The following is an 18466-nucleotide window of genomic DNA, read 5'->3' on the forward strand; positions in this document are numbered from 1 at the left end:
AAACTTATTTGGTCAGTCGCATCAAATATTGCCCGTATCCACTTTTTACCAGTGGTGCGGCAATTTCTTCAAGTTGTGCTTCGTCAATGTATCCCATACGAAAAGCAACCTCTTCAATGCACCCGATCTTGAGCCCCTGACGCTCTTCAATCACCTGGACGAACTCCCCAGCCTGCATGAGCGACTTAAAGGTTCCAGTATCCAGCCAGGCAGTGCCACGACTTAATACGCCAACCTTCAATCTGCCTTGCTCCAGGTAAGCCCTGTTCACGTCGGTAATCTCGTATTCACCACGGGGAGACATTGGGATGTGTTTTGCAATTGCAACAACGGAGTTGTCATAGAAATACAAGCCAGGTACAGCAAAGTTAGATTTTGGTTGTTCAGGCTTTTCTTCAATAGATACTGCATTTTTGTTTTCATCAAATTCCACAACACCATAACGCTCCGGGTCGGCCACCTGATAAGCAAATACAACGCCACCTTTAGGTTCTTTTAGATCCTGTAATAAGCGGGAAAGTCCATCACCATAAAAGATATTATCACCAAGAATTAACGCTACGCTATCCGAGCCAATAAATTCCTCTCCGATCACAAAGGCCTGTGCTAAGCCGTTAGGTTCTGCTTGCACGGCATAAGAAAATTTACAGCCGATACGAGAGCCATCCCCAAGTAGCTTCTCAAATTGGGGAAGATCGTGAGGTGTTGAAATGATCAAAATTTCGTTAATACCTGCAAGCATTAAGATCGAAAGTGGGTAATAGATCATTGGTTTATCGTAAACCGGCATCATCTGCTTACTGCAGGCAAGTGTGAGGGGGTGTAATCTGGTGCCAGATCCACCTGCTAAAATAATTCCTTTCATGAGGTGCTAATTAGAAGCTAATTTCTCCAAACAGATTTTTAGGCTATCACGCCAGTATGGAACTTCTAAGTTAAAGGTATTTTTGAATTTTGTCTTATCCATTACTGAATACGCAGGTCTTGCGGCCTTGGTCGGATATTCCGTTCCTGGAATCGGTAATACTTTAGTACGCATTCCGCTGATGTCGAAGATGGCTTTAGCAAAATCATACCAGGAAGTTACCCCTTCGTTGCTGAAGTGATATATGCCATAGGCTTGCTTTTCACTTGCAATGATGTGAAAAATTGCGCTTGCAAGATCCATGGCATAGGTTGGTGTACCCACCTGATCAGCGATCACCCTAAGTTCATCACGCGTACGCCCCAGATTCAGCATGGTCTTCGCGAAGTTGTTGCCATATTCGGAGTAGAGCCAGCTCGTACGTAAGATGTAAAACTCCTGCATTTGTGCGGCAATGGCTTGCTCACCTTCAAGCTTCGTTAAACCATATACTGAGAGTGGATTTGCACGATCTGTCTCTGACAACAATTTTGGTATATTCCCTTCAAATACGAAGTCGGTGGAAATGTGAATCAGAACGGCACCATATGATTTACACATACGGGCTAAGTTTGCAGCACCGTCACGGTTTACCTCTCGGACAAGATCAAGTTCATCCTCTGCTTTATCAACCGCAGTATACGCTGCACAGTTGATCACATAGGCCGGTCGAATTTTTTCAAAAGCTAACTTCAAACAGTCCATTTCCCGGATGTCTGACATTGCTTCTTCTGGGAATATAATATTGACAAAGGCTTGTTCCGCTGCCAACGTCTTTAAGCAAGTACCTAGCTGGCCAGCTCCGCCGAAAACAATAATTTTATTCATTCTTAATGTTTGAAACTGTGAATTGTGGTGATGAGACCATCCCTGGAAGAAACGGGAAGGTGATTAACATTGAGTGCATTTTTGATTTTCTGATTGGATACAACATAACTTTCCGTAAGCTTTTTTAAGCGTTCTGAATTCAGCGGCAAATGTAAATTATCACCAATATTGGCCAGCCGATGGATCAAATTCTTATTTAGACGCCAAAGACGTGCCTTCATTCCACTCGCATTGGCAATTATCCGTATTACCTCGTTAGTAGATATTGGATCATCATCAGCAATATTGTATATTCCACCAGTAATGGTAGGATCCTTCATAATCATTTCTACGATATACAGAAGATTTGCTATCGATAAGAATGACCTGGCATTCTCAAATGCAGCCAAAGGATATGGGAGACCTGTTTTAACCACCTGATATAGCAAATTTAAATTGCCTTTATTGCCTGGTCCGTGAACCATGCTGGGTCTAAGAATGAACACAGACTTTCCTTCAGGTAATAATTGTTTGCTTATATATTCTTCCGCCTGCAGCTTAGATCTGCCATAGGGTGTGTTCGGACTGGGAGTTACATCCTCCAGTAACCGGCCTTGAACTGTGTCTGCAACAGCCTTAACACTGCTAAAAAAAATAAAAATTCTGCATTGTGACCCTAAAAAAAGATCAAACAGTTGTTTGGTCTTTTCGTAGTTTACGCGGAAGTACTCATCATCATCAATAGACTGCTTTAGATCATGTGCTTTGCCTGCCAAGTGTATTACTGCATCAGAATCGGGTAACATTGCAGGTAACCCAAGACGCAAATTTAAACTTGTTACAGTTCCTATTTTCCGGTCAACCAAGTGAGCCATTAAGTGCTGACCGATAAACCCGGTTGAACCCGTCATAATGATGCGCATATAAAATTTCTTATTAGGATTCCTACTTTCTTTGTTGCCTAAATTAGATTAATACGGTTGCTTTCTCAAATTTAAAGGAAATTCATTTCAGAATGAGCTTTAGTTTACATCAACAACTTTGGCTTTCTCTGCCTTTTGAATGAAACTGGCTACAGCCGGGACTGGACTAATCATTAATTTAGGTTTCAATACTATGTAGATGATAACAAAAGGCAGGGTACAAACTAATGCCACCGAGGCAAAATTCCACTGGGTGCTTACGGCAAAGACAATAATTAACAATTGAAGAACTGCATATATGGACGAGACAACAAGATGAGATACCTTCTGATCATTCGCGAGAATCTGATAAAAATGCAGACGGTGGGGTTCTAGTATATTTTGTTTCAAGATAATCCGGTGTATAATGGTAAGTATAGTATCAACCCCATACAATGTTAAAAACAAGATGTATACCGGGTTTTCGCTTTTTATCATCAGATCAAGTATTAGAAACACAATCCAAAAAGCCATTGTAATGCTGCCAACATCCCCTGCAAACACCTTCGCCTTGTGTCTGAAATTGTAATACAGAAACACTAGGCAAGCTATCATTGGAAACCAGATCAGATCTTCTTCAATAAACTTGAACTGGTACAGGTTTACATATTGAACACCTCCCAACAAAATCAGACTGTATAATCCGGTTATTCCGTTAATTCCATCCATGAAATTATAAGCATTTATAATCCCGGCGAAAAGGACATAAAAGGCGGCTATCTGCCAGACTTGAAAATCGGTAAAAATTGAGAGGAATGCAAATAAAAGCGTGATAGAAAACATGTGGACGAGCAGCCGTATTCTTTTTGAAACATTAAGATTATCATCCAGGAAACTGATGACACCTATTGCTACAGCGCCGGAAATCGGCAGCCAATAAGCTGTCCGGTATTCAATGATAGCGAAAGCAATGGACAGTAAAAATACGATGCCTCCACCCCTGATTGTTGAAACGGTGTGCGAACTTCGCTCATTGGGTTTATCAAAAATCAAATATTTATTAGCTAGTTTTGTGTACACCCACATTCCGGTGAACAAAAGAACGGTAACAATTATATAAACCATAGTATCTATTAAGCCCAATCATCAATGCCAATCACTTCAAGGTAAGATCGTAATTTTGAATATTACTGTTCTCACGTTTAAATAACACTGTGGTTAACAAAAATATAACTTCAAATTGGATATTAAAATAATGTTAAGGAATTGTTCCGAACTGATGCATACAACTCAAATGAAAAGAACCGTAATTACTTTCATTTTTCTGATGCTCTGCTGCACTAGCTTTTCTTTTGCACAATCAAGCAAGGGTTACAGGCTTGTGTGGGCAGACGAATTCAATTATACAGGTGCACCTGATCCATCAAAATGGAATTGTCAAACTGGCTTTTTAAGAAATTATGAACCGCAGTGGTATCAGGCTGAAAATGCGCAGGTGGCTGGCGGTTTTTTGACCATTACGGCGAAAAAAGAAAAGAGGATAAATCCTAATTTCAATCGGCAGAGTAAGAACTGGAAGATCAACCGTAGTTCTGCACCGTACACCTCTGCCAGCTTAACTACTAAGGGAAAGTTTGATTTTAGGTATGGTAAAGTTCAGATGCGTGCTAAAATCGATATAGCTAAGGGTATGTGGCCAGCTTTCTGGATGTTAGGTACCAAGCAGGTTACCTGGCCTGCGAATGGCGAAGTCGACATCATGGAATATTTTCGCGGAAACTTGCATGCCAATGCTGTTTGGGCTGGCAAAAATGGTGAAGCTTGGTCAATCAAGAAAGTACCTACATCTTCTCTTGGAGGAGAAGCATGGGCTAAAGAATTCCACACTTGGGAGATGATTTGGGATGAGCGCAAAATTGTTATTTCGGTCGACAATAAAAATTTAAGTACAATAGACCTCAGACAAACCATAAATCATAAAACCAAAGAGAATCCCTTCCATGAAAGGTTTTACCTGCTTGTCAATTTGGCGATGGGCCAAAAGTGGGAAAAAGTTCCCGATTCGAGTCTCCCCTCAAAATTTATCCTCGATTACATCCGTGTGTACCAGAAACGAACATAAAGGCCTTAATTAGGCCAAATGAGCAGTATTGTCGATTTACTTTCGTAAAAAAGTATTGTAAATCCACAATACAACTTTCGGCGGCATCAGACGTACAGGGAATTTAAGACATACATAAACAACTTGATCAAGCCTTGTAAAGATTCCTGAGCGCACTGCGTAATTAACAAATTTAAATTCTTTTCTAAGATAATGAGATCCACTCCGTCGTTTGATGGTTTCTAGGCCGTCTTTAACTCGAAAATAAAGCAAGCACTCCTGCACGTTATAGAATTTTGTTCCATTTGCCATTAGTCGTAGAAACAATGAATAATCTTCAAAGAGCGGCAGATCGCCATTATAGTTCCCCGCGTTAAGTACCTCCTGTTTCCTGAAGATTATGCTCGGGTGATTGAACGGACTTTTTAGTTTAATCTGTCGGGTTAATTGTTCATGATGCTCCGGGTTAATCTTAAACCTTTTTAGATCCCCGGGAATCGAATTGAACTCTTCGATATTACTACCAACTATCCCGACATGCGGATTTTCAATTAAGAATTGAATTTGTTTCTCAAAACGTTCAGGAACTGCAATGTCATCGGTATCCATCCTAGCCACCAGTTCATAAGTACAATGTCTTAAGCCCACTGCAAGTGCATTGCCCAATCCAGCATTCACCGGAATATCTACCAGTTTAAACAAATCCCCATACTCAAGCTGATAGCTGATGATAATTCTGTTAAGTGCATCTGGTAATGGCCCGTCCTTTACAAGGACGATTTCTGTAGGTGGAAGTGTCTGCTTGATCACGGAGTTTAACGCTTCCTTAAGATTGCCCGGAGTTTCTTGACGATATACTGACAGGAGTACCGAGAAACGTTTATCTGCTTGCATTCCTATTTAAATTTTTAGTTTTCAGAATAGCAATGAAAAGGCTCGGGCTTATACGATAAGCTGTTTTTAAAACAAGTGAAATCAATGAGAACTTGTCAAAACCTAATGCACCATTTAAATGAACTACTCGGTCTGTTTTGCGTATATCATCAATAAACTCGTAAGCGCCTTGCTTTATACATTTGTTTAATACTGATAAGTATTCAATGCTCGAATAGTTGATCAAATTTTTGATAATAGCTTTGTCAGCCTTACGCTGCCTTAGATAGCTATAAACTCGTTCAAAAACGTTGAGTGTGGTTAGGCGCTTTCTGTTAAACGGCTCGCCCATAAGGGAGGTATCACGAACATTGTATTTGAAATACATCTTTCCAAGGTAGCCGATCTCCCGGCAATGAAAGTTAGCCTTAATTTGAAATTCCTGATCTTCCCCCACGGGTGTTTCCTCATCGAACCACAATTCATGCTTTCTGAGCAATGATAATTTCATCGCGAAAGAACATATATGTTGCTTCAACTTACGTTTTAGGTGTAACTTCATAAAATCGTGTCCGTTAAAAACGCATTCATGATGCTCAGGATGTACGAAATCCGAAATGAGTTTGCCGTCGCAGAATCTACCTGAACCAAAAGACACGATATCCAAATTCGGGTGCCTTTGCAAGAACTGCTCAATGTCCAAGAGTAAATCCGGTGAGTAGGTATCATCCCCATCGAGGAAAAGCACGTACTCGCCAGTGAGGTATTTAAATCCGGCATTTCTTGTAGCAGCCAAACCTTTATTGGGCGAATTATCGACAACTTTTATCCGCTCATAATGTTCATATGACTTCATTACCTGAAACGTATTATCCGTGGAGCCGTCATTCACTAGTATGATCTCATAATTGCTGCAGGTTTGTGCAAGAACAGATTCGATTGCGTTTGGCAAATCATTTTCAATGTTATAACATGGAATGAGTATAGAAAATAGCGGCATACTAAAAAAGTTGAAAATTCAGTGAGTAAGGAATGATCTGGATTCTGACACCAATTGCCACAATCGTCAATATGTAGAGTAAGATGAAAAGCATGTAAAAAGCGTAGGAACTAATTTTTTTACTTTTATATTCTAGCGTTTCTAGAATCATTGGGATCAGAAAAATATAAGTGGCTAGAATGTAGTTATGCAATCTTTTTAAAAGAAGGATCAGTGCTGAATTGTTCTGGAATATCAGCATCAACAACACGAAGACACTGAGAAAATTGAAGTTGAAAAGTATATTGGATAACGCTGTCTTATCAAACCTGCGGCGGATCAGTTCCAGAAAGATGCCCAAAAGAAGAAAAGCATAGATCTTTGCGTCGATCCTGACATCAAAGGATTTATCATCTCCAACATATACTGCATACGGCGTCATTGCAATCAGCTTGTCAATCATGAATCCAAAGGCAACAGCCAACACCAGAAGTAAAATCTTGAATATCGTAGAATAGTGTTTTTTAATTAGCCAGTATAGGGGATAATAAAAAATGATAGACAAATGCGCAAAAATCGCTGCGACAAAAATGTATATAGAATACCTTTTTAGGTCGGAAGTTTGAATAAACCAGATGGCATATAGAAATACCGCCCCGGCTAGGGATTGTCGGACACCATTGAATGAAAACAGGTAAAAAGACAAAATACAGAAGTAGATCAGGATTGACATTTCCTGATTTACGCTGTTTTTCTGGATGGCTTTATAGGTATAATATTGTGTAAGAACCGCAAAGATCAAAAAGAATAGCTGTGCAGTACCGCCAATTACAACCAACAGGTTTAGGAAGAAACCGAACCCGAATTCTTTTGTTACGAATAAGGAGCCATTTTTGACATAGTCGAACAGGTTACTATACTGCGGATAATCGATTCCGACCATGTAGCGGAAGCCAGCAAACAGCGCGAGTACTGAAAATAGGCAAGCATATGCACCTTCGAAGCCCTTTACCCTTCCAAGTACCAGAAAGAAAATAACAGCTATTAATAAGATGAAATAAATGCCCATTGCGATTTCCCGTTGTTATTTAAGATACACCTTGATATTATGTGTTAACCGGTCCTTTTCTGGTGGCAGTTGCATGTAGTTCCCGAATAAATTGGAAAGGTATTCCGAGTAATTTCCAGGAGCTCGATAGCTCTTATTTTCAAAAGTGACCGTGGTGTCGTGTTCGAAGGCTTCTATGGAACATATCTCTTTTTCCGCATATCCCCAGACTGCATTGCCGACGTATTTGGAAGTCTCAAAAGGAAAACTCATGGCGAGTTTTGTAAGCTTGTGCGTCAAAGATTTGGCTGGAATAGGAAGCAGTGCAAGTTGTATGATTTTCGACAAAACCTCTTTATAAGCTTTTCGACCAGGCCTAGGTTCAATTCTTTTCAATGCAATCAGATCCCTATAGAAAAAGATATGCTTGGCGTGTTTCACTGCTTGCTGTTTTTCTGATGGAAAGCCGTCAAGAGGGAAAATGTCGATATTAACGCCTATAGGCAAATCGTTGAGTCCGTTTTCATGAAGAACCGTGTTGGTGTCTGCTATTTTTGAAAAGGGTAATACATAATTTTTTACCGAAGTATAAGAAAAGAGTTCAAGTCCTTCTTCATTAAAGTGCTCAATAAGCTTCATGTAATGGCTCCGCGGCATCATCAAATCAATATCATCATCCCAGGGTATGTACCCCTTGTGCCGAACCGCCCCCAACAATGTGCCTCCACAAAGATAATAAGTAAGGTGGTTTCTATCGCAATAAGCCACAACCCTATCTAAGATTACCTTTTGAATATTTCGGATTTCATCAATAAATATTTCTTTCATATCAAGGGTTTTATGGCTTCACCTTTTCTTGCATATAAACTCCAAATGCTTGTACGCGCTGAACAAAAAGGTCTTCTGTTATCATATCCAGAATAGTAAACCTTCCCGGTCGCATTTCTCTAGCCTTCTGGTAGAGAAGTTGTAGTGTCAGCTTATCGGTACTATGTAACAGATTGGTAAAATTTAACATTATTCCTGTCGCTAAAGCATATTCCACATGAACGTTCAGAAGTTTATCTTGCAAAAATAAGGTAAACAAACTGATGCTAGCCACCTGATTTCCATGTAACACGTTCGTTTTCGAAAGATCAAGAAAATCAATAGCATGACTGATCAGGTGCTCACTTCCACTGCAAGGTCTGCTGCTTCCCGCAAGTGACATGGCTATACCCGAGTTAATCTGTCCCTGAACAATCATTCTTAAAAATGCTTTATCCTTTAGAACTTTCCGGTTGAAATAGATCAAGGCATTCGCAGCACTACGGGAAAGATGAAAACCAATATCGTTAATACTCTCACCCTTTTCTTTATTGGCCAGTATCCAATCGTTAGTGGCTGATATATTAGACAAGATATCGCCGGCAGCAGCCCTGATATAGTCAACAGGCGATTTCTGGATGATATCGAGGTCAATGATTACACCCATCGGCATCATGCCTGATATGCTTTCCGTTTTTCCATGATGGTTTTTTATCACGGATATCGGTGAGATCAGGCCATCGTTGGAGATGATGGTTGGCACTGACAGGTGATTTAGATTTGTCAGATAACTTACCCTTTTCACAACATCCAAGACCTTCCCACCACCAATGGCAATGATCAAGTCACAATTTGAGGTTTCACTAAACTGCTTCAGTCGTTCGACTTCTGCAAAGGTATTATCTTTAAGCACAAAGTGAGTCCAACTATTGTTTTGACATAGCTGAACAGCATAATTACTCGAAAACGACTTGCCCGAAACTACTACAACTTTATTGAAGTAGAAATTATTCCGCTGTAAAAGCTCGGGTACAGAAAGCAGTATTGCCTCATCCACCTGGAAAATAATTGGTATATAGGCGAGCTGTTTATAGATCATGTTAGTGTAGGATGAATTAACGGTAATTCTCTTCCGTCAAGAAAATCAGACAGCGTCTCGGAGCAATGGCTTAAAAGAACAGAAGTGTTGTTTTCTACGTCTTGGTATTTGCTCTCTCCACTCAATACCAATAGGGTCTTCACCCCTAGCTTATTTCCAAGTGCCATATCCGTGTATAGTCTGTCACCCACCATAAGAACTTCGTCCTTATTAAAGCTGACAATTAGCTTGGAAATGTAGTCATTCATTCGGTCAGATGGCTTACCAAAATCTGCTTCAGGTTTAGTCTTGGTAACGCTTTCCAGCAGCATAGAAATCGCTCCACAATCGGGGATAGGTCCATTTTCCGAGGGGCAGGCTAAGTCGATGTGTGTGATGTAGTATGGAATCCTCTGGTTGATGAATTTACAAGCGGTCTCGAGCTTATCATAGGTTAGTTCCCTGTCAAAAGCAGCCAGCACAAATTCAGGTAATTCATCATCTTGTTGCAACCCATAAGCACTTTCCATTTCAGCAATAAAACTCTTGGTTCCGAGCATGTATCCGCGCTCATACTTTTCTTTCAGATAAGCAGCTGCAATTATAGTCGGCGTAACAATTTCACTGATTGAGACCTGGAGTCCTAATTTCTCAAGTTTGGTTAGATAATGAGAAACACTAACGCTTGTATTGTTTGAAAGATAGAAAACAGCATTCCCTCTGCGCTTATAATCATTCAACTTTGTAATAACATCTTTGATCGGCTTACCATCGGTGTATACGGTACCATCCAGATCTAAAACCAGTACTTTATAATGCATTATGGCTACTTTTACTATTTGAAAATTTGTTCCGCTTTGCTTAAATCGCCGTGATCGTCTATTTCCATCCACTTACGGGTAGAGCAGTCAAAAGGTCGTAGCACCCGTTGCGCTTTAGCCAACATATCGATTGCCACTTCTGTCCAGCTGTTAAGGTCTCCGTCGGAAATAACCTTGGTGGTAACATTCAGAAGCTTTTCTTTAAGATTCTGATCAAAAGAATAGATATCCATTGATACAAAGTTACCTTCTGCTTCCGAAATTGCTTTCGACATGGCCATTATAAAGCCATCACTATCAACCGACACCTTCATGGATTCTTCATTGAAAATACTTTTATCGACAGCAATGAAGTTATCATCTGTTAAAAGCATATTGCTTACGATATCATCTTCATATACACAATCCGCATTAATGATTACCAATCCCGCTTGAGGATCTGTCTTTTTCAAAGCCAGGTTTAGTGAAAACATATTATTCGTACTGTTGTAGTCGGTATTCTCTATAAAGGTAACTGGAATGCCGAGAGCTGTAATAAAACTTTTCAATACATCTTCTTTATACCCGGTGACCACGAAAATATTTTTTTCAATGGATGAATCAGCGATCTGTGTTAATATCCGCTCAATAATAGGCCGTCCGTTAACCTTTACCATACATTTTGGTATCTCGTCTGTTAAGGGGCGCAGGCGCGAGCCAATGCCGGCTGCTAAAATTATAATGTCTTTTTTCATCTGTTTATGTTCTGATTTTATGATGATTTGTATTTTGCGACCTTACTACCAAATACATGTTCCGTTAGGCGCATCGTACTATTTGCATCAAGGTGGCTAAAAAAGCGGTCACGGATCTCAACACGTTTATCCTGATGCGGATCAATTCCCGAGTCTAGTATTTGTCTTAGTGTATCAAAGAATAACGCTTGGTCTTGGATTAATTCACTTGGAACCCAGTTCTCAATATCATCAAAATACAATCCTTGTGTTGCTTTATAATCCTCTAGGTCCGTACAGAAGCAAACTATAGGTTGCTCAAGCAATGTATAATCGATCATTACCGAAGAAAAGTCCGTCACCAACACATCCGTACATGCAATTAGTTCGTATAATGTGATACCTTGGCCGCACACCCATTCATCGTCAATCATCAGTATATTACTGTAATCGAAAACGTGATCGGCCGTTAAATAAAAATAATGTGGCTTAAGTAAGCAAATGGTATTCTGTTCTATTAAGAGCGCATTGAACTGCTCAATATCGAAACCTTCAACCTCAAATGGATTATCCAACTTTAATCCCCTTCTAACATTCATCATTTCAGTTGGAGACTTCCTGCGGAATGTAGGCATCCAGAATAGTATTTTACCGTATTGGCTCAGATCAGGCTTTATCCTTTTTCTTATTTCTGCCATTTTGTTCTTACTTCGAAGCATCAGGTCATTTCTAGGATATCCAGAGATCACAATGCTCTCGCTTGGTACACCAAAACACTCAGAGAACATTTTTCCAGTTAATGCTGATGTTGCGACAGTTATATCCGCGGTTATCCCCGACTCACCACGTAGTAGCCTGATTTTTTTATGCCCCACACCGTGCCAAACATTGACTTCAATTTGTCGCCTTGTTGATCCAGCCAAGGAACTCCCATGCGTACTAAAAATGTATTTGCAGGTTAAAGTCAACATCAAAAATTGAATACTCGACATATCAACGATCTTGATTTTAGTGTCAAGCAACTGTTTTACACAAGAATGGAACCGCGATGACACGCCGAAGTAAACTGTTATGTTATAATGGGCAGCTATATAATTTGCTGTTTCAATGGCATTGCTTTCTACCTTATCGCTTCCGGTAACAAGAACCATATTCAACTTGGGCATAACCATGTTAGCCATACGGTAAGCTCTATTCTTCAATGTCGACATATGGATTACAATTTTACGTCAACAACCTGGCCTGACCGATCCGAGAATAAAGTATTAATTGAAGCAATAGCTACAATTTCAGATTTCAGAAGGGAATGTTCAGGTTCATTTCCGAAGTTTTTAATCCGCATTGGCGTTTTGGTACGTTCCGGATTTATACAGTTAATCCTCACATCAGCCCATTCTTCGCTTAGCGCCTGAACAAGGTTTACAATGGCCGCTTTTGTAGAGGAATAGATACTATACAAGCTCCTGCCTCGGGTATAGGAGCTTGAGGTATACAGCAGAAGCGCACCTTTGGTAGCCTGCAAATATTTAAAACTTTCTTTAGCAACAATGACTGAACCAAGGTAGTTGATGTTTATGCTTCTGACAATATCTTCGTAAGACATATTGGCAAGTGACTGTTTATCAAGGACGGCCGCAGTATTCACCACAAAGTCGATCCGGCCCTCACGGGCAAAAACCTGCTGCAATGCAGCTGTAACCTGTTCCTGAGCCGATACATCAACGTTATTAGAGCGACTAAAAGAGTAGACCAGTGTTCCTGAGGATTTACATAGGTCGTGAATATCCTTACCAATCCCATAACTGCCTCCAAAAACAACCAATACTTTATCCTTTAGCATAGCTTTTATCTCAGCGGAAAGCGGCATACCATTGTCCGAGGAAGACTTTAGCTGAAACAATTTGTCGATTAAGAAAACATCTTCTTTATAGGTGAGCTTCATGTTAAATTGCTCGCCTTTCACAACATAGATTTTCTCGCCAGGCATATATTTTTTAACAACACCACAGTCGTCAGTGGCTTTAAAGGCCGGATCTTTTAAGGCCAAATCATAGGCAGCTTTAATAGTTTGAATTCTAAAAGCCTGTGGTGTCTGCCCATTATATAATAAGTCGCGGTTCGGAATAGCTTCGACTAATGCTTCCTGAACCTGTATAATTGTGTCTGTAGTTTTAATTGCTACGTCAACGGCACTATACGTGATTAGAGCTTGAATGCAGTCTGATATAATCCTGTGGTTCACCAGTGGGCGCACGGCATCATGAAAAATAAGATTTACATCCTGATCCACATAGGATTGAATTGCTGAAAGACTTGAATGATAGCGTTCGGCCCCGCCATTCAAAATTTTCTTGAGCTTGGAAAAGGAATTAGCCCGAGCTACCTCTTCAATATCACCTACATGCTCCGGATTGGATACTATAGCTATTTCGTGAATTTCGGGATGGCTTTCAAATACCTCTAGTGTATGTTCGATAACTTTTTTACCAGCAATTTTCAACAGTTGTTTTGGCCGACGGCTGTCTAACCTTACGCCCTTACCACCTGCTAGAATGATAGCAATATTTCTTGTCATTTGAATGATATTATTATTTATCCGATGTTTACTGAAGCTTGATTCGTATCGATGATGAACACAAACTTAACGATTAACTAACGGCAAGTTTACTTTAATGCGGTGAAGTTTGAATAAAAGCCTCATATATTGATCATAAAGCGCAAAGCTTCCCTTTTTGTACAGGTAAATGGAAAATTGGATTGGCGCTGGCAATTTCAGGACCTCAATGCCTTCAAGGTATTTTACATTTTGCGGCAGATACGCCTTTTTCAACAGCTGTATCCGGTTCGTAAATGTAAGTGCCGAGTTGTTATGGTAAAAAGTCTGAATTGCTCGGAGGAAAAATCTGCCGAGCCAATTCTTAATATACACTTGTGCAGCATGACTGAGTTCAAAGCATTTGATTATAACATCTAATTCTGCCTTCAAGAGTTCAAAGGCTTGATATTCTGAAAAAAAAGAATTATGTGTCTTTGACAACGAATCCGGATTGTAATGCATGTAGTGATACCCTGTATAATCCAAGTACTTAAGCTGGTCAATGTACTTGAGGTATTGTAGATTGAACAACAGGTCTTCAGCATAATGGATTTCCTCGTGAAAAACAATCTTGTGCTTTTTAACAATTTCCGAAGAAAAGAACTTAGCGCAAATAAAGCCAATTCGGAGAAAGTTCAGGTACGTGAATGCTGATGAGAAATCATTTTTCTTGTAACTTACATTTTGATAGGAGAATTTTTTGGTAACCTGCTGTTTTCTTTCAACATAATGGTTGAAAATGATTAAAGCATTCCCATCTTCCCTGCTTTGTAGAAACTGTTCGAAATAGTCAGATTCAATCCAGTCGTCAGAATCGAGAAAACATATAAAGTCGCCTTTAACATTTCGGAGACCAACGTTCCTTGCGGAACCCACACCGCCGTTAGTCTTATGGAATACCCGAATCCTCGGATCTTTTTTGCCATATTCATCACATATATCGCCGGTTTCATCAATGCTGCCATCGTTGACGAGCAGAATTTCAAAATGTGGATACGACTGGTTTAAAACACTGTCGAGGCATACATGAAGATTCTTGCCGACATTATATGCAGGTATGATTATAGAAATTAAAGGATTTATCGTCATTAATAGGGATTATAGGTCTGCTTCAAGAATTTCCTTCACCTCTTTTACAAGAATCAGAAAAAAGCAGATGAACAAACCAGCCAAAAATCCGCCGATCGCTAAACCGGTCAGTTTGCCAAACCGCTGCTTCTCCAATGGAAGAATTGGTTTGTCAATTACCTGTATCAATGGTGTTTCTCTTCGCAGCGCAATCTTTGATGTTTCAAGATTTCTAACCAGTTCCATTAGGATAGTTTCGTTTGCCTGTACATCGAACCTTCTTTTAGAGGAGGGCACCGATAGCATTCTCAGGGCAGGATTTGGATTGGGATTAGCATCCATTGCTGCCGCTACCCCACCAATGGCAGCATTCAATGCCCGCCGTACAGAATCAGTCTGGTACTGCATGATCGCAACATTCTCTGCGGATTTCCCAATCTTTGTCTCCACATAGAAGTCATTCACCTTTTCTACAAGGGCTACTGTAAAATCTTTGGCAAACTGTTCATTCTCTATGCTTGTTTCAACAGCTATTAAGCTTAGCTGTTTATCAGGTTTTGACACCTTCAGATTGTTTTCCCGAATTGTCTTAACAATCTCGCCCATTATAGAATCGTGCTGCAAGCTAAATTTCGATCTAGGTATGTCAAATCGGAGATCCTTTAATTTTGGCGAATCTTTCCAACCCTCTTTAAGTTCATTGAAAGCAATATAGCGATCAATGAGTAGGGAATCATTACCAGCTGAATTACTAAGCAAGGTTTCGCTCAACATGGTTCTGGAATTATAGAGTTCAATAATGTTATTGCCCTGGAATATTCCTCCACCTTCGGGTGACACTGTAATACCGGCCATACTAGCAAGGCCACCGAGGTTGCTCATTCGTTTACTCTCCGGATCCTCCAATACAAAGGTTTGTTTGGCCAGATATAATGGTTTTTTTAGGGATGCATATACAAACCCCAATGCACCGCCGGTTAAGCCAAACAATAAGATTAGCATCCATTTGCTTAACAAGTAGGTCCACCATCCCTGAACTTTTATGAAAATGTATTTCAATGAAACTTTCTCATCAGGAACTCTGTCTTTTATGCTTGCGTTTTGCGTACTCATGGGATAATTATAAACTTACTTCAGAAGTGTGACAATTACTGCTGCCATGGATGCAATAGCAGACCCCAGCCCCACCCAGGCTTGCGCACTGAGCGTTTGTCTTTCACGATATTTTTTCTTCGGAACATAAATTTGTGCACCTGGCTCAATTTTGGGATAGGTTTTAATTCCCAAAAAGGATTTCGTGCTTTGTACAGATCCATTGGCATATACTACATAGGCACGTTTTTTAAGCACTTGTTCCGTAAACCCTCCAGCTTGAGAAATATAGTCCTTAAAACTGCGGTTTGGCAGGTATACTGCTGTCACAGGAGATAGTACTTCCCCTCCAACATCTACAGTTTGTTGTTCTTTAGGAACATAGACCACATCCCCGTCTTTCAACAAAAGGTTTTGTCGGTTATTCGGATTTTCCAGGATTCTATTAAAATCCACACCTACATAGTCATTCTTCAGCTTCTCCTGGATTTCTGTATCCGATAAAGCTACGTTTTGGTTATCCTGTTGTAAAGATTTAAGCATCTCGACTTGCTGCTTTTGATCTTCTTCCTGACGTTTAACCTCCATTTGATCACTGCGACTGGCCTGAGTACGCAGTCCTGCTATTGCTTCTCTCTTAAGTGAAGCGCCCTTAACGTAAGCGAACGGCGTGAAACCACCAGCACGGGTGATCAGGTCAGTAATGCGTTCATCTTTCTTGCTAATACTATAAACACCAGGGAAGAGCACCTCACCTTCAATCTGAACTGTTTTCTGAGTCTCGTAACCAGGAGCTGTGCGCACTACAACTAGATCGAAAGGCTCAAGAATAAAATTCGCCCCTTCACCTTCAAAGGCTTTATTGAGGTTAACTTGATATACCTTGGCTCGTTGTCCTGTACCAGCTGTAACGTTTACATCAGTCATTCGCCGCGAAATCTCCACTCGCAACGGGGATGCACTTTCCTTAAAACCTCCGGCTTCAAAGATAAGATCTTTGACTGTCCTACCTTCAGAAAAAGCGTATGAGCCTGGTATCCGAACTTCTCCAAGTATTTCTACAGTGTATTCATCTCTGAGATCAAAAATTGACGAAATCGTTATTACATCTTCTTTGCGTAACGGAATGTCAGGTGCCGTTCCGGCTAAAATTGCAGCAACATTAAAGCTTAACTGCTCGGATTGTAAATCTTCTTTCTGCCTTGTTATCGTACCTAAGTTTAGGAATGCATCCTGGGTTACACCATCAGCTTTTTTGATTAGCATGGATAATGTCAAGCCTGGACTAAGTTCAAAGGCTCCAGGCCGAAACACGGCACCATTGATGACCACGCGGTTTTCGAAGCGTTCCAAAATGCGGGATACCATGAATTTATCGCCACTTTCCGGGCTATACTGAGCAAACTGGCTTGACAGTAGATCTTCAATTCGCCGTTCTTTTCGGGTGTTCTTTAAAACCTGTACTCGGTCCTGGTAGGCATATTCGGTAAACCCTCCAGAAACATCTAAAAGGTTCTGAAAAGTTTCATTGTTCTTGATCTCGAACAAAGCAGGACGTTTTACTTCACCAATTAGCTCAACACGCTTATGATAAGCCGGCACGAAAATCACATCCTGATCCTGAAGTATAATGTTATTTTTCAAACTTCCATCAACCAAAAAATCATAAACGTCCAAAATCGAAACTACACGTCCGTTTCTAAGTATCCGGATATCACGCATCGTTCCATTTTCGGTGGGACCACCGGATGCATATAAGGCGTTAAATACAGATGCTAAGGAAGGAAGTGTATAAGTTCCCGGGCGGACAATTTCACCTGTGAGGATAACGTTTATGCTCCGTATATTACCAACTGTGATATTTACCCTTGTATTGCCACTGCCGATGGCTGTATAAACCTTTGCCAATTGATTTTTGATCCTGGTGCTTGCCTGTTCGATTGTTGCACCTGCTACCATTATTACCCCTACATTTGGAATGTTAATGCTGCCCTCTGGAGTCACTGTTAATTCGTATTGCGCTTCTGAATAGCCATAGATGGAAATATTCAGTACATCTCCTGTTCCAACTACATAATTCTTTGGCGTAGCAATATTGAGGTTGGTTACAAATTGAGGATTTGCATTCTTAAATAGTGAAGCTCCGAAAATCCTAGATTTTAATTCATCCAGTGCCTTTTGTGCTTCAGTGTCTGGATCAGAGGCGATAGAATCTCCGAACTGCGCCGCACTATATTCCCGTAAAGTCTGTTTTTTCTGGCTTAAACTATCTGGTGTTTTAGTGAACGTGGCCCGATCCGTAATGCCCCCGCTGTTTTTTAGCCTATTTACGCGCTCACGAAGTTTTTGCACTTCTGCATTTGCCATTCCTCTTGCTATGGCGACCTGCTCAATTTGAGCGTCAGGAAGGCCGGAGGCCTGCACCTGGTTTATAAAACTTCTAATTTGACTATCAGATAATTCGTCTACCCTTACATTAGACATGCTTTGAGCAAACATATTGGTCGAGAAACCAAGGCAAATAAAGACAATGAGGTATACTATCCGTACAATTCTGTTCATAGGTTTTGAGGCATTATATATGGGCTTTTAGTTTGGTCCCATATAATCTGCAAAGGAACATTTATTTTTGGTACTATCAAAGCCTTGAGTCTCAGTATTAGTATTGAACAGTCCA

17 protein-coding genes are annotated in these 18466 nt (G+C 40.4%); 1 reads left to right on the forward strand and 16 read right to left on the reverse strand.

The window, feature by feature from the left end:
• Positions 1-4: 4 nt before the first annotated feature.
• The 4 genes from rfbA to ACTHQF_RS12940 all read right to left on the reverse strand — a co-directional run bounded on the left by rfbA (position 5) and on the right by ACTHQF_RS12940 (position 3738).
• Entirely contained in the window at positions 5-865 is an 861-nt protein-coding gene (rfbA, locus tag ACTHQF_RS12925) for a glucose-1-phosphate thymidylyltransferase RfbA (RefSeq protein ID WP_440430642.1), read from the reverse strand.
• 6 nt (positions 866-871) lie between these two features.
• The gene (rfbD, locus tag ACTHQF_RS12930; protein WP_440430643.1) at positions 872-1732 is read right to left on the reverse strand and encodes a dTDP-4-dehydrorhamnose reductase; all 861 of its coding nucleotides are present in this window, start codon (positions 1730-1732) and stop codon (positions 872-874) included.
• A gap of 2 nt (positions 1733-1734) precedes the next feature.
• On the reverse strand, positions 1735-2634 hold the full coding sequence (locus tag ACTHQF_RS12935; RefSeq protein WP_440430644.1) for an NAD-dependent epimerase/dehydratase family protein: 900 nt from the start codon (positions 2632-2634) through the stop codon (positions 1735-1737).
• 99 nt (positions 2635-2733) lie between these two features.
• Complete coding sequence (locus ACTHQF_RS12940; RefSeq protein ID WP_440430645.1) at positions 2734-3738, reverse strand: MraY family glycosyltransferase; 1005 nt, start codon at positions 3736-3738, stop codon at positions 2734-2736.
• Between the two features lie 169 nt (positions 3739-3907).
• Here ACTHQF_RS12940 and ACTHQF_RS12945 point away from each other — a divergent pair, with 169 nt between their 5' ends.
• Positions 3908-4735 carry a glycoside hydrolase family 16 protein gene (locus tag ACTHQF_RS12945; protein ID WP_440430646.1) on the forward strand — a complete coding sequence of 276 codons (828 nt, stop codon included), beginning with the start codon at positions 3908-3910 and terminating at the stop codon, positions 4733-4735.
• 36 nt (positions 4736-4771) lie between these two features.
• On the opposite strand, the gene ACTHQF_RS12950 is transcribed toward ACTHQF_RS12945, so the two are convergent.
• The 12 genes from ACTHQF_RS12950 to ACTHQF_RS13005 all read right to left on the reverse strand — a co-directional run bounded on the left by ACTHQF_RS12950 (position 4772) and on the right by ACTHQF_RS13005 (position 18351).
• Positions 4772-5608, reverse strand: coding sequence for a glycosyltransferase (locus ACTHQF_RS12950; RefSeq protein ID WP_440430647.1), 837 nt, complete (start codon positions 5606-5608; stop codon positions 4772-4774).
• Complete coding sequence (locus ACTHQF_RS12955) at positions 5595-6587, reverse strand: glycosyltransferase family 2 protein (RefSeq protein WP_440430648.1); 993 nt, start codon at positions 6585-6587, stop codon at positions 5595-5597. Before ACTHQF_RS12955 ends, ACTHQF_RS12950 begins: the two co-directional genes overlap by 14 nt.
• 1 nt (position 6588) lies before the next feature.
• Complete coding sequence (locus ACTHQF_RS12960) at positions 6589-7635, reverse strand: EpsG family protein (protein ID WP_440430649.1); 1047 nt, start codon at positions 7633-7635, stop codon at positions 6589-6591.
• A gap of 15 nt (positions 7636-7650) precedes the next feature.
• Positions 7651-8442 (reverse strand): LicD family protein, encoded by a 792-nt coding sequence (locus ACTHQF_RS12965; protein WP_440430650.1) that lies wholly within the window; start codon positions 8440-8442, stop codon positions 7651-7653.
• Between the two features lie 10 nt (positions 8443-8452).
• Positions 8453-9520, reverse strand: coding sequence for an iron-containing alcohol dehydrogenase (locus ACTHQF_RS12970; RefSeq protein WP_440430651.1), 1068 nt, complete (start codon positions 9518-9520; stop codon positions 8453-8455).
• Complete coding sequence (locus ACTHQF_RS12975; protein ID WP_440430652.1) at positions 9517-10320, reverse strand: HAD-IIA family hydrolase; 804 nt, start codon at positions 10318-10320, stop codon at positions 9517-9519. The genes ACTHQF_RS12970 and ACTHQF_RS12975 overlap by 4 nt, the downstream gene beginning before the upstream one ends.
• Before the next feature lie 14 nt (positions 10321-10334).
• Positions 10335-11054, reverse strand: coding sequence for a sugar phosphate nucleotidyltransferase (locus ACTHQF_RS12980; RefSeq protein ID WP_440430653.1), 720 nt, complete (start codon positions 11052-11054; stop codon positions 10335-10337).
• Between the two features lie 17 nt (positions 11055-11071).
• The gene (locus tag ACTHQF_RS12985) at positions 11072-12244 is read right to left on the reverse strand and encodes a CDP-glycerol glycerophosphotransferase family protein (protein WP_440430654.1); all 1173 of its coding nucleotides are present in this window, start codon (positions 12242-12244) and stop codon (positions 11072-11074) included.
• A gap of 5 nt (positions 12245-12249) precedes the next feature.
• The gene (locus ACTHQF_RS12990; protein ID WP_440430655.1) at positions 12250-13608 is read right to left on the reverse strand and encodes an SDR family NAD(P)-dependent oxidoreductase; all 1359 of its coding nucleotides are present in this window, start codon (positions 13606-13608) and stop codon (positions 12250-12252) included.
• Positions 13609-13674: 66 nt separating this feature from the next.
• Positions 13675-14718, reverse strand: a complete 1044-nt coding sequence (locus ACTHQF_RS12995; protein WP_440430656.1) for a glycosyltransferase family 2 protein — start codon at positions 14716-14718, stop codon at positions 13675-13677.
• A 9-nt stretch (positions 14719-14727) separates the two neighbouring features.
• Positions 14728-15810: a lipopolysaccharide biosynthesis protein gene (locus ACTHQF_RS13000; RefSeq protein WP_440430657.1), complete on the reverse strand. Its 1083-nt coding sequence runs from the start codon at positions 15808-15810 to the stop codon at positions 14728-14730.
• A 15-nt stretch (positions 15811-15825) separates the two neighbouring features.
• Positions 15826-18351: an SLBB domain-containing protein gene (locus tag ACTHQF_RS13005; RefSeq protein ID WP_440430658.1), complete on the reverse strand. Its 2526-nt coding sequence runs from the start codon at positions 18349-18351 to the stop codon at positions 15826-15828.
• Positions 18352-18466: the final 115 nt, after the last annotated feature.

This window comes from Pedobacter sp. SAFR-022, from assembly GCF_051965375.1.
GTDB lineage: Bacteria > Bacteroidota > Bacteroidia > Sphingobacteriales > Sphingobacteriaceae > Pedobacter.

Bases quoted from the DNA above. Each gene is read 5' to 3' on its own strand.
- rfbA (WP_440430642.1), bottom strand. From the start codon at position 865: ATGAAAGGAATTATTTTAGCAGGTGGATCTGGCACCAGATTACACCCC.
- rfbD (WP_440430643.1), bottom strand. From the start codon at position 1,732: ATGAATAAAATTATTGTTTTCGGCGGAGCTGGCCAGCTAGGTACTTGC.
- ACTHQF_RS12935 (WP_440430644.1), bottom strand. From the start codon at position 2,634: ATGCGCATCATTATGACGGGTTCAACCGGGTTTATCGGTCAGCACTTA.
- ACTHQF_RS12940 (WP_440430645.1), bottom strand. From the start codon at position 3,738: ATGGTTTATATAATTGTTACCGTTCTTTTGTTCACCGGAATGTGGGTG.
- ACTHQF_RS12945 (WP_440430646.1), top strand. From the start codon at position 3,908: ATGAAAAGAACCGTAATTACTTTCATTTTTCTGATGCTCTGCTGCACT.
- ACTHQF_RS12950 (WP_440430647.1), bottom strand. From the start codon at position 5,608: ATGCAAGCAGATAAACGTTTCTCGGTACTCCTGTCAGTATATCGTCAA.
- ACTHQF_RS12955 (WP_440430648.1), bottom strand. From the start codon at position 6,587: ATGCCGCTATTTTCTATACTCATTCCATGTTATAACATTGAAAATGAT.
- ACTHQF_RS12960 (WP_440430649.1), bottom strand. From the start codon at position 7,635: ATGGGCATTTATTTCATCTTATTAATAGCTGTTATTTTCTTTCTGGTA.
- ACTHQF_RS12965 (WP_440430650.1), bottom strand. From the start codon at position 8,442: ATGAAAGAAATATTTATTGATGAAATCCGAAATATTCAAAAGGTAATC.
- ACTHQF_RS12970 (WP_440430651.1), bottom strand. From the start codon at position 9,520: ATGATCTATAAACAGCTCGCCTATATACCAATTATTTTCCAGGTGGAT.
- ACTHQF_RS12975 (WP_440430652.1), bottom strand. From the start codon at position 10,320: ATGCATTATAAAGTACTGGTTTTAGATCTGGATGGTACCGTATACACC.
- ACTHQF_RS12980 (WP_440430653.1), bottom strand. From the start codon at position 11,054: ATGAAAAAAGACATTATAATTTTAGCAGCCGGCATTGGCTCGCGCCTG.
- ACTHQF_RS12985 (WP_440430654.1), bottom strand. From the start codon at position 12,244: ATGTCGACATTGAAGAATAGAGCTTACCGTATGGCTAACATGGTTATG.
- ACTHQF_RS12990 (WP_440430655.1), bottom strand. From the start codon at position 13,608: ATGACAAGAAATATTGCTATCATTCTAGCAGGTGGTAAGGGCGTAAGG.
- ACTHQF_RS12995 (WP_440430656.1), bottom strand. From the start codon at position 14,718: ATGACGATAAATCCTTTAATTTCTATAATCATACCTGCATATAATGTC.
- ACTHQF_RS13000 (WP_440430657.1), bottom strand. From the start codon at position 15,810: ATGAGTACGCAAAACGCAAGCATAAAAGACAGAGTTCCTGATGAGAAA.
- ACTHQF_RS13005 (WP_440430658.1), bottom strand. From the start codon at position 18,351: ATGAACAGAATTGTACGGATAGTATACCTCATTGTCTTTATTTGCCTT.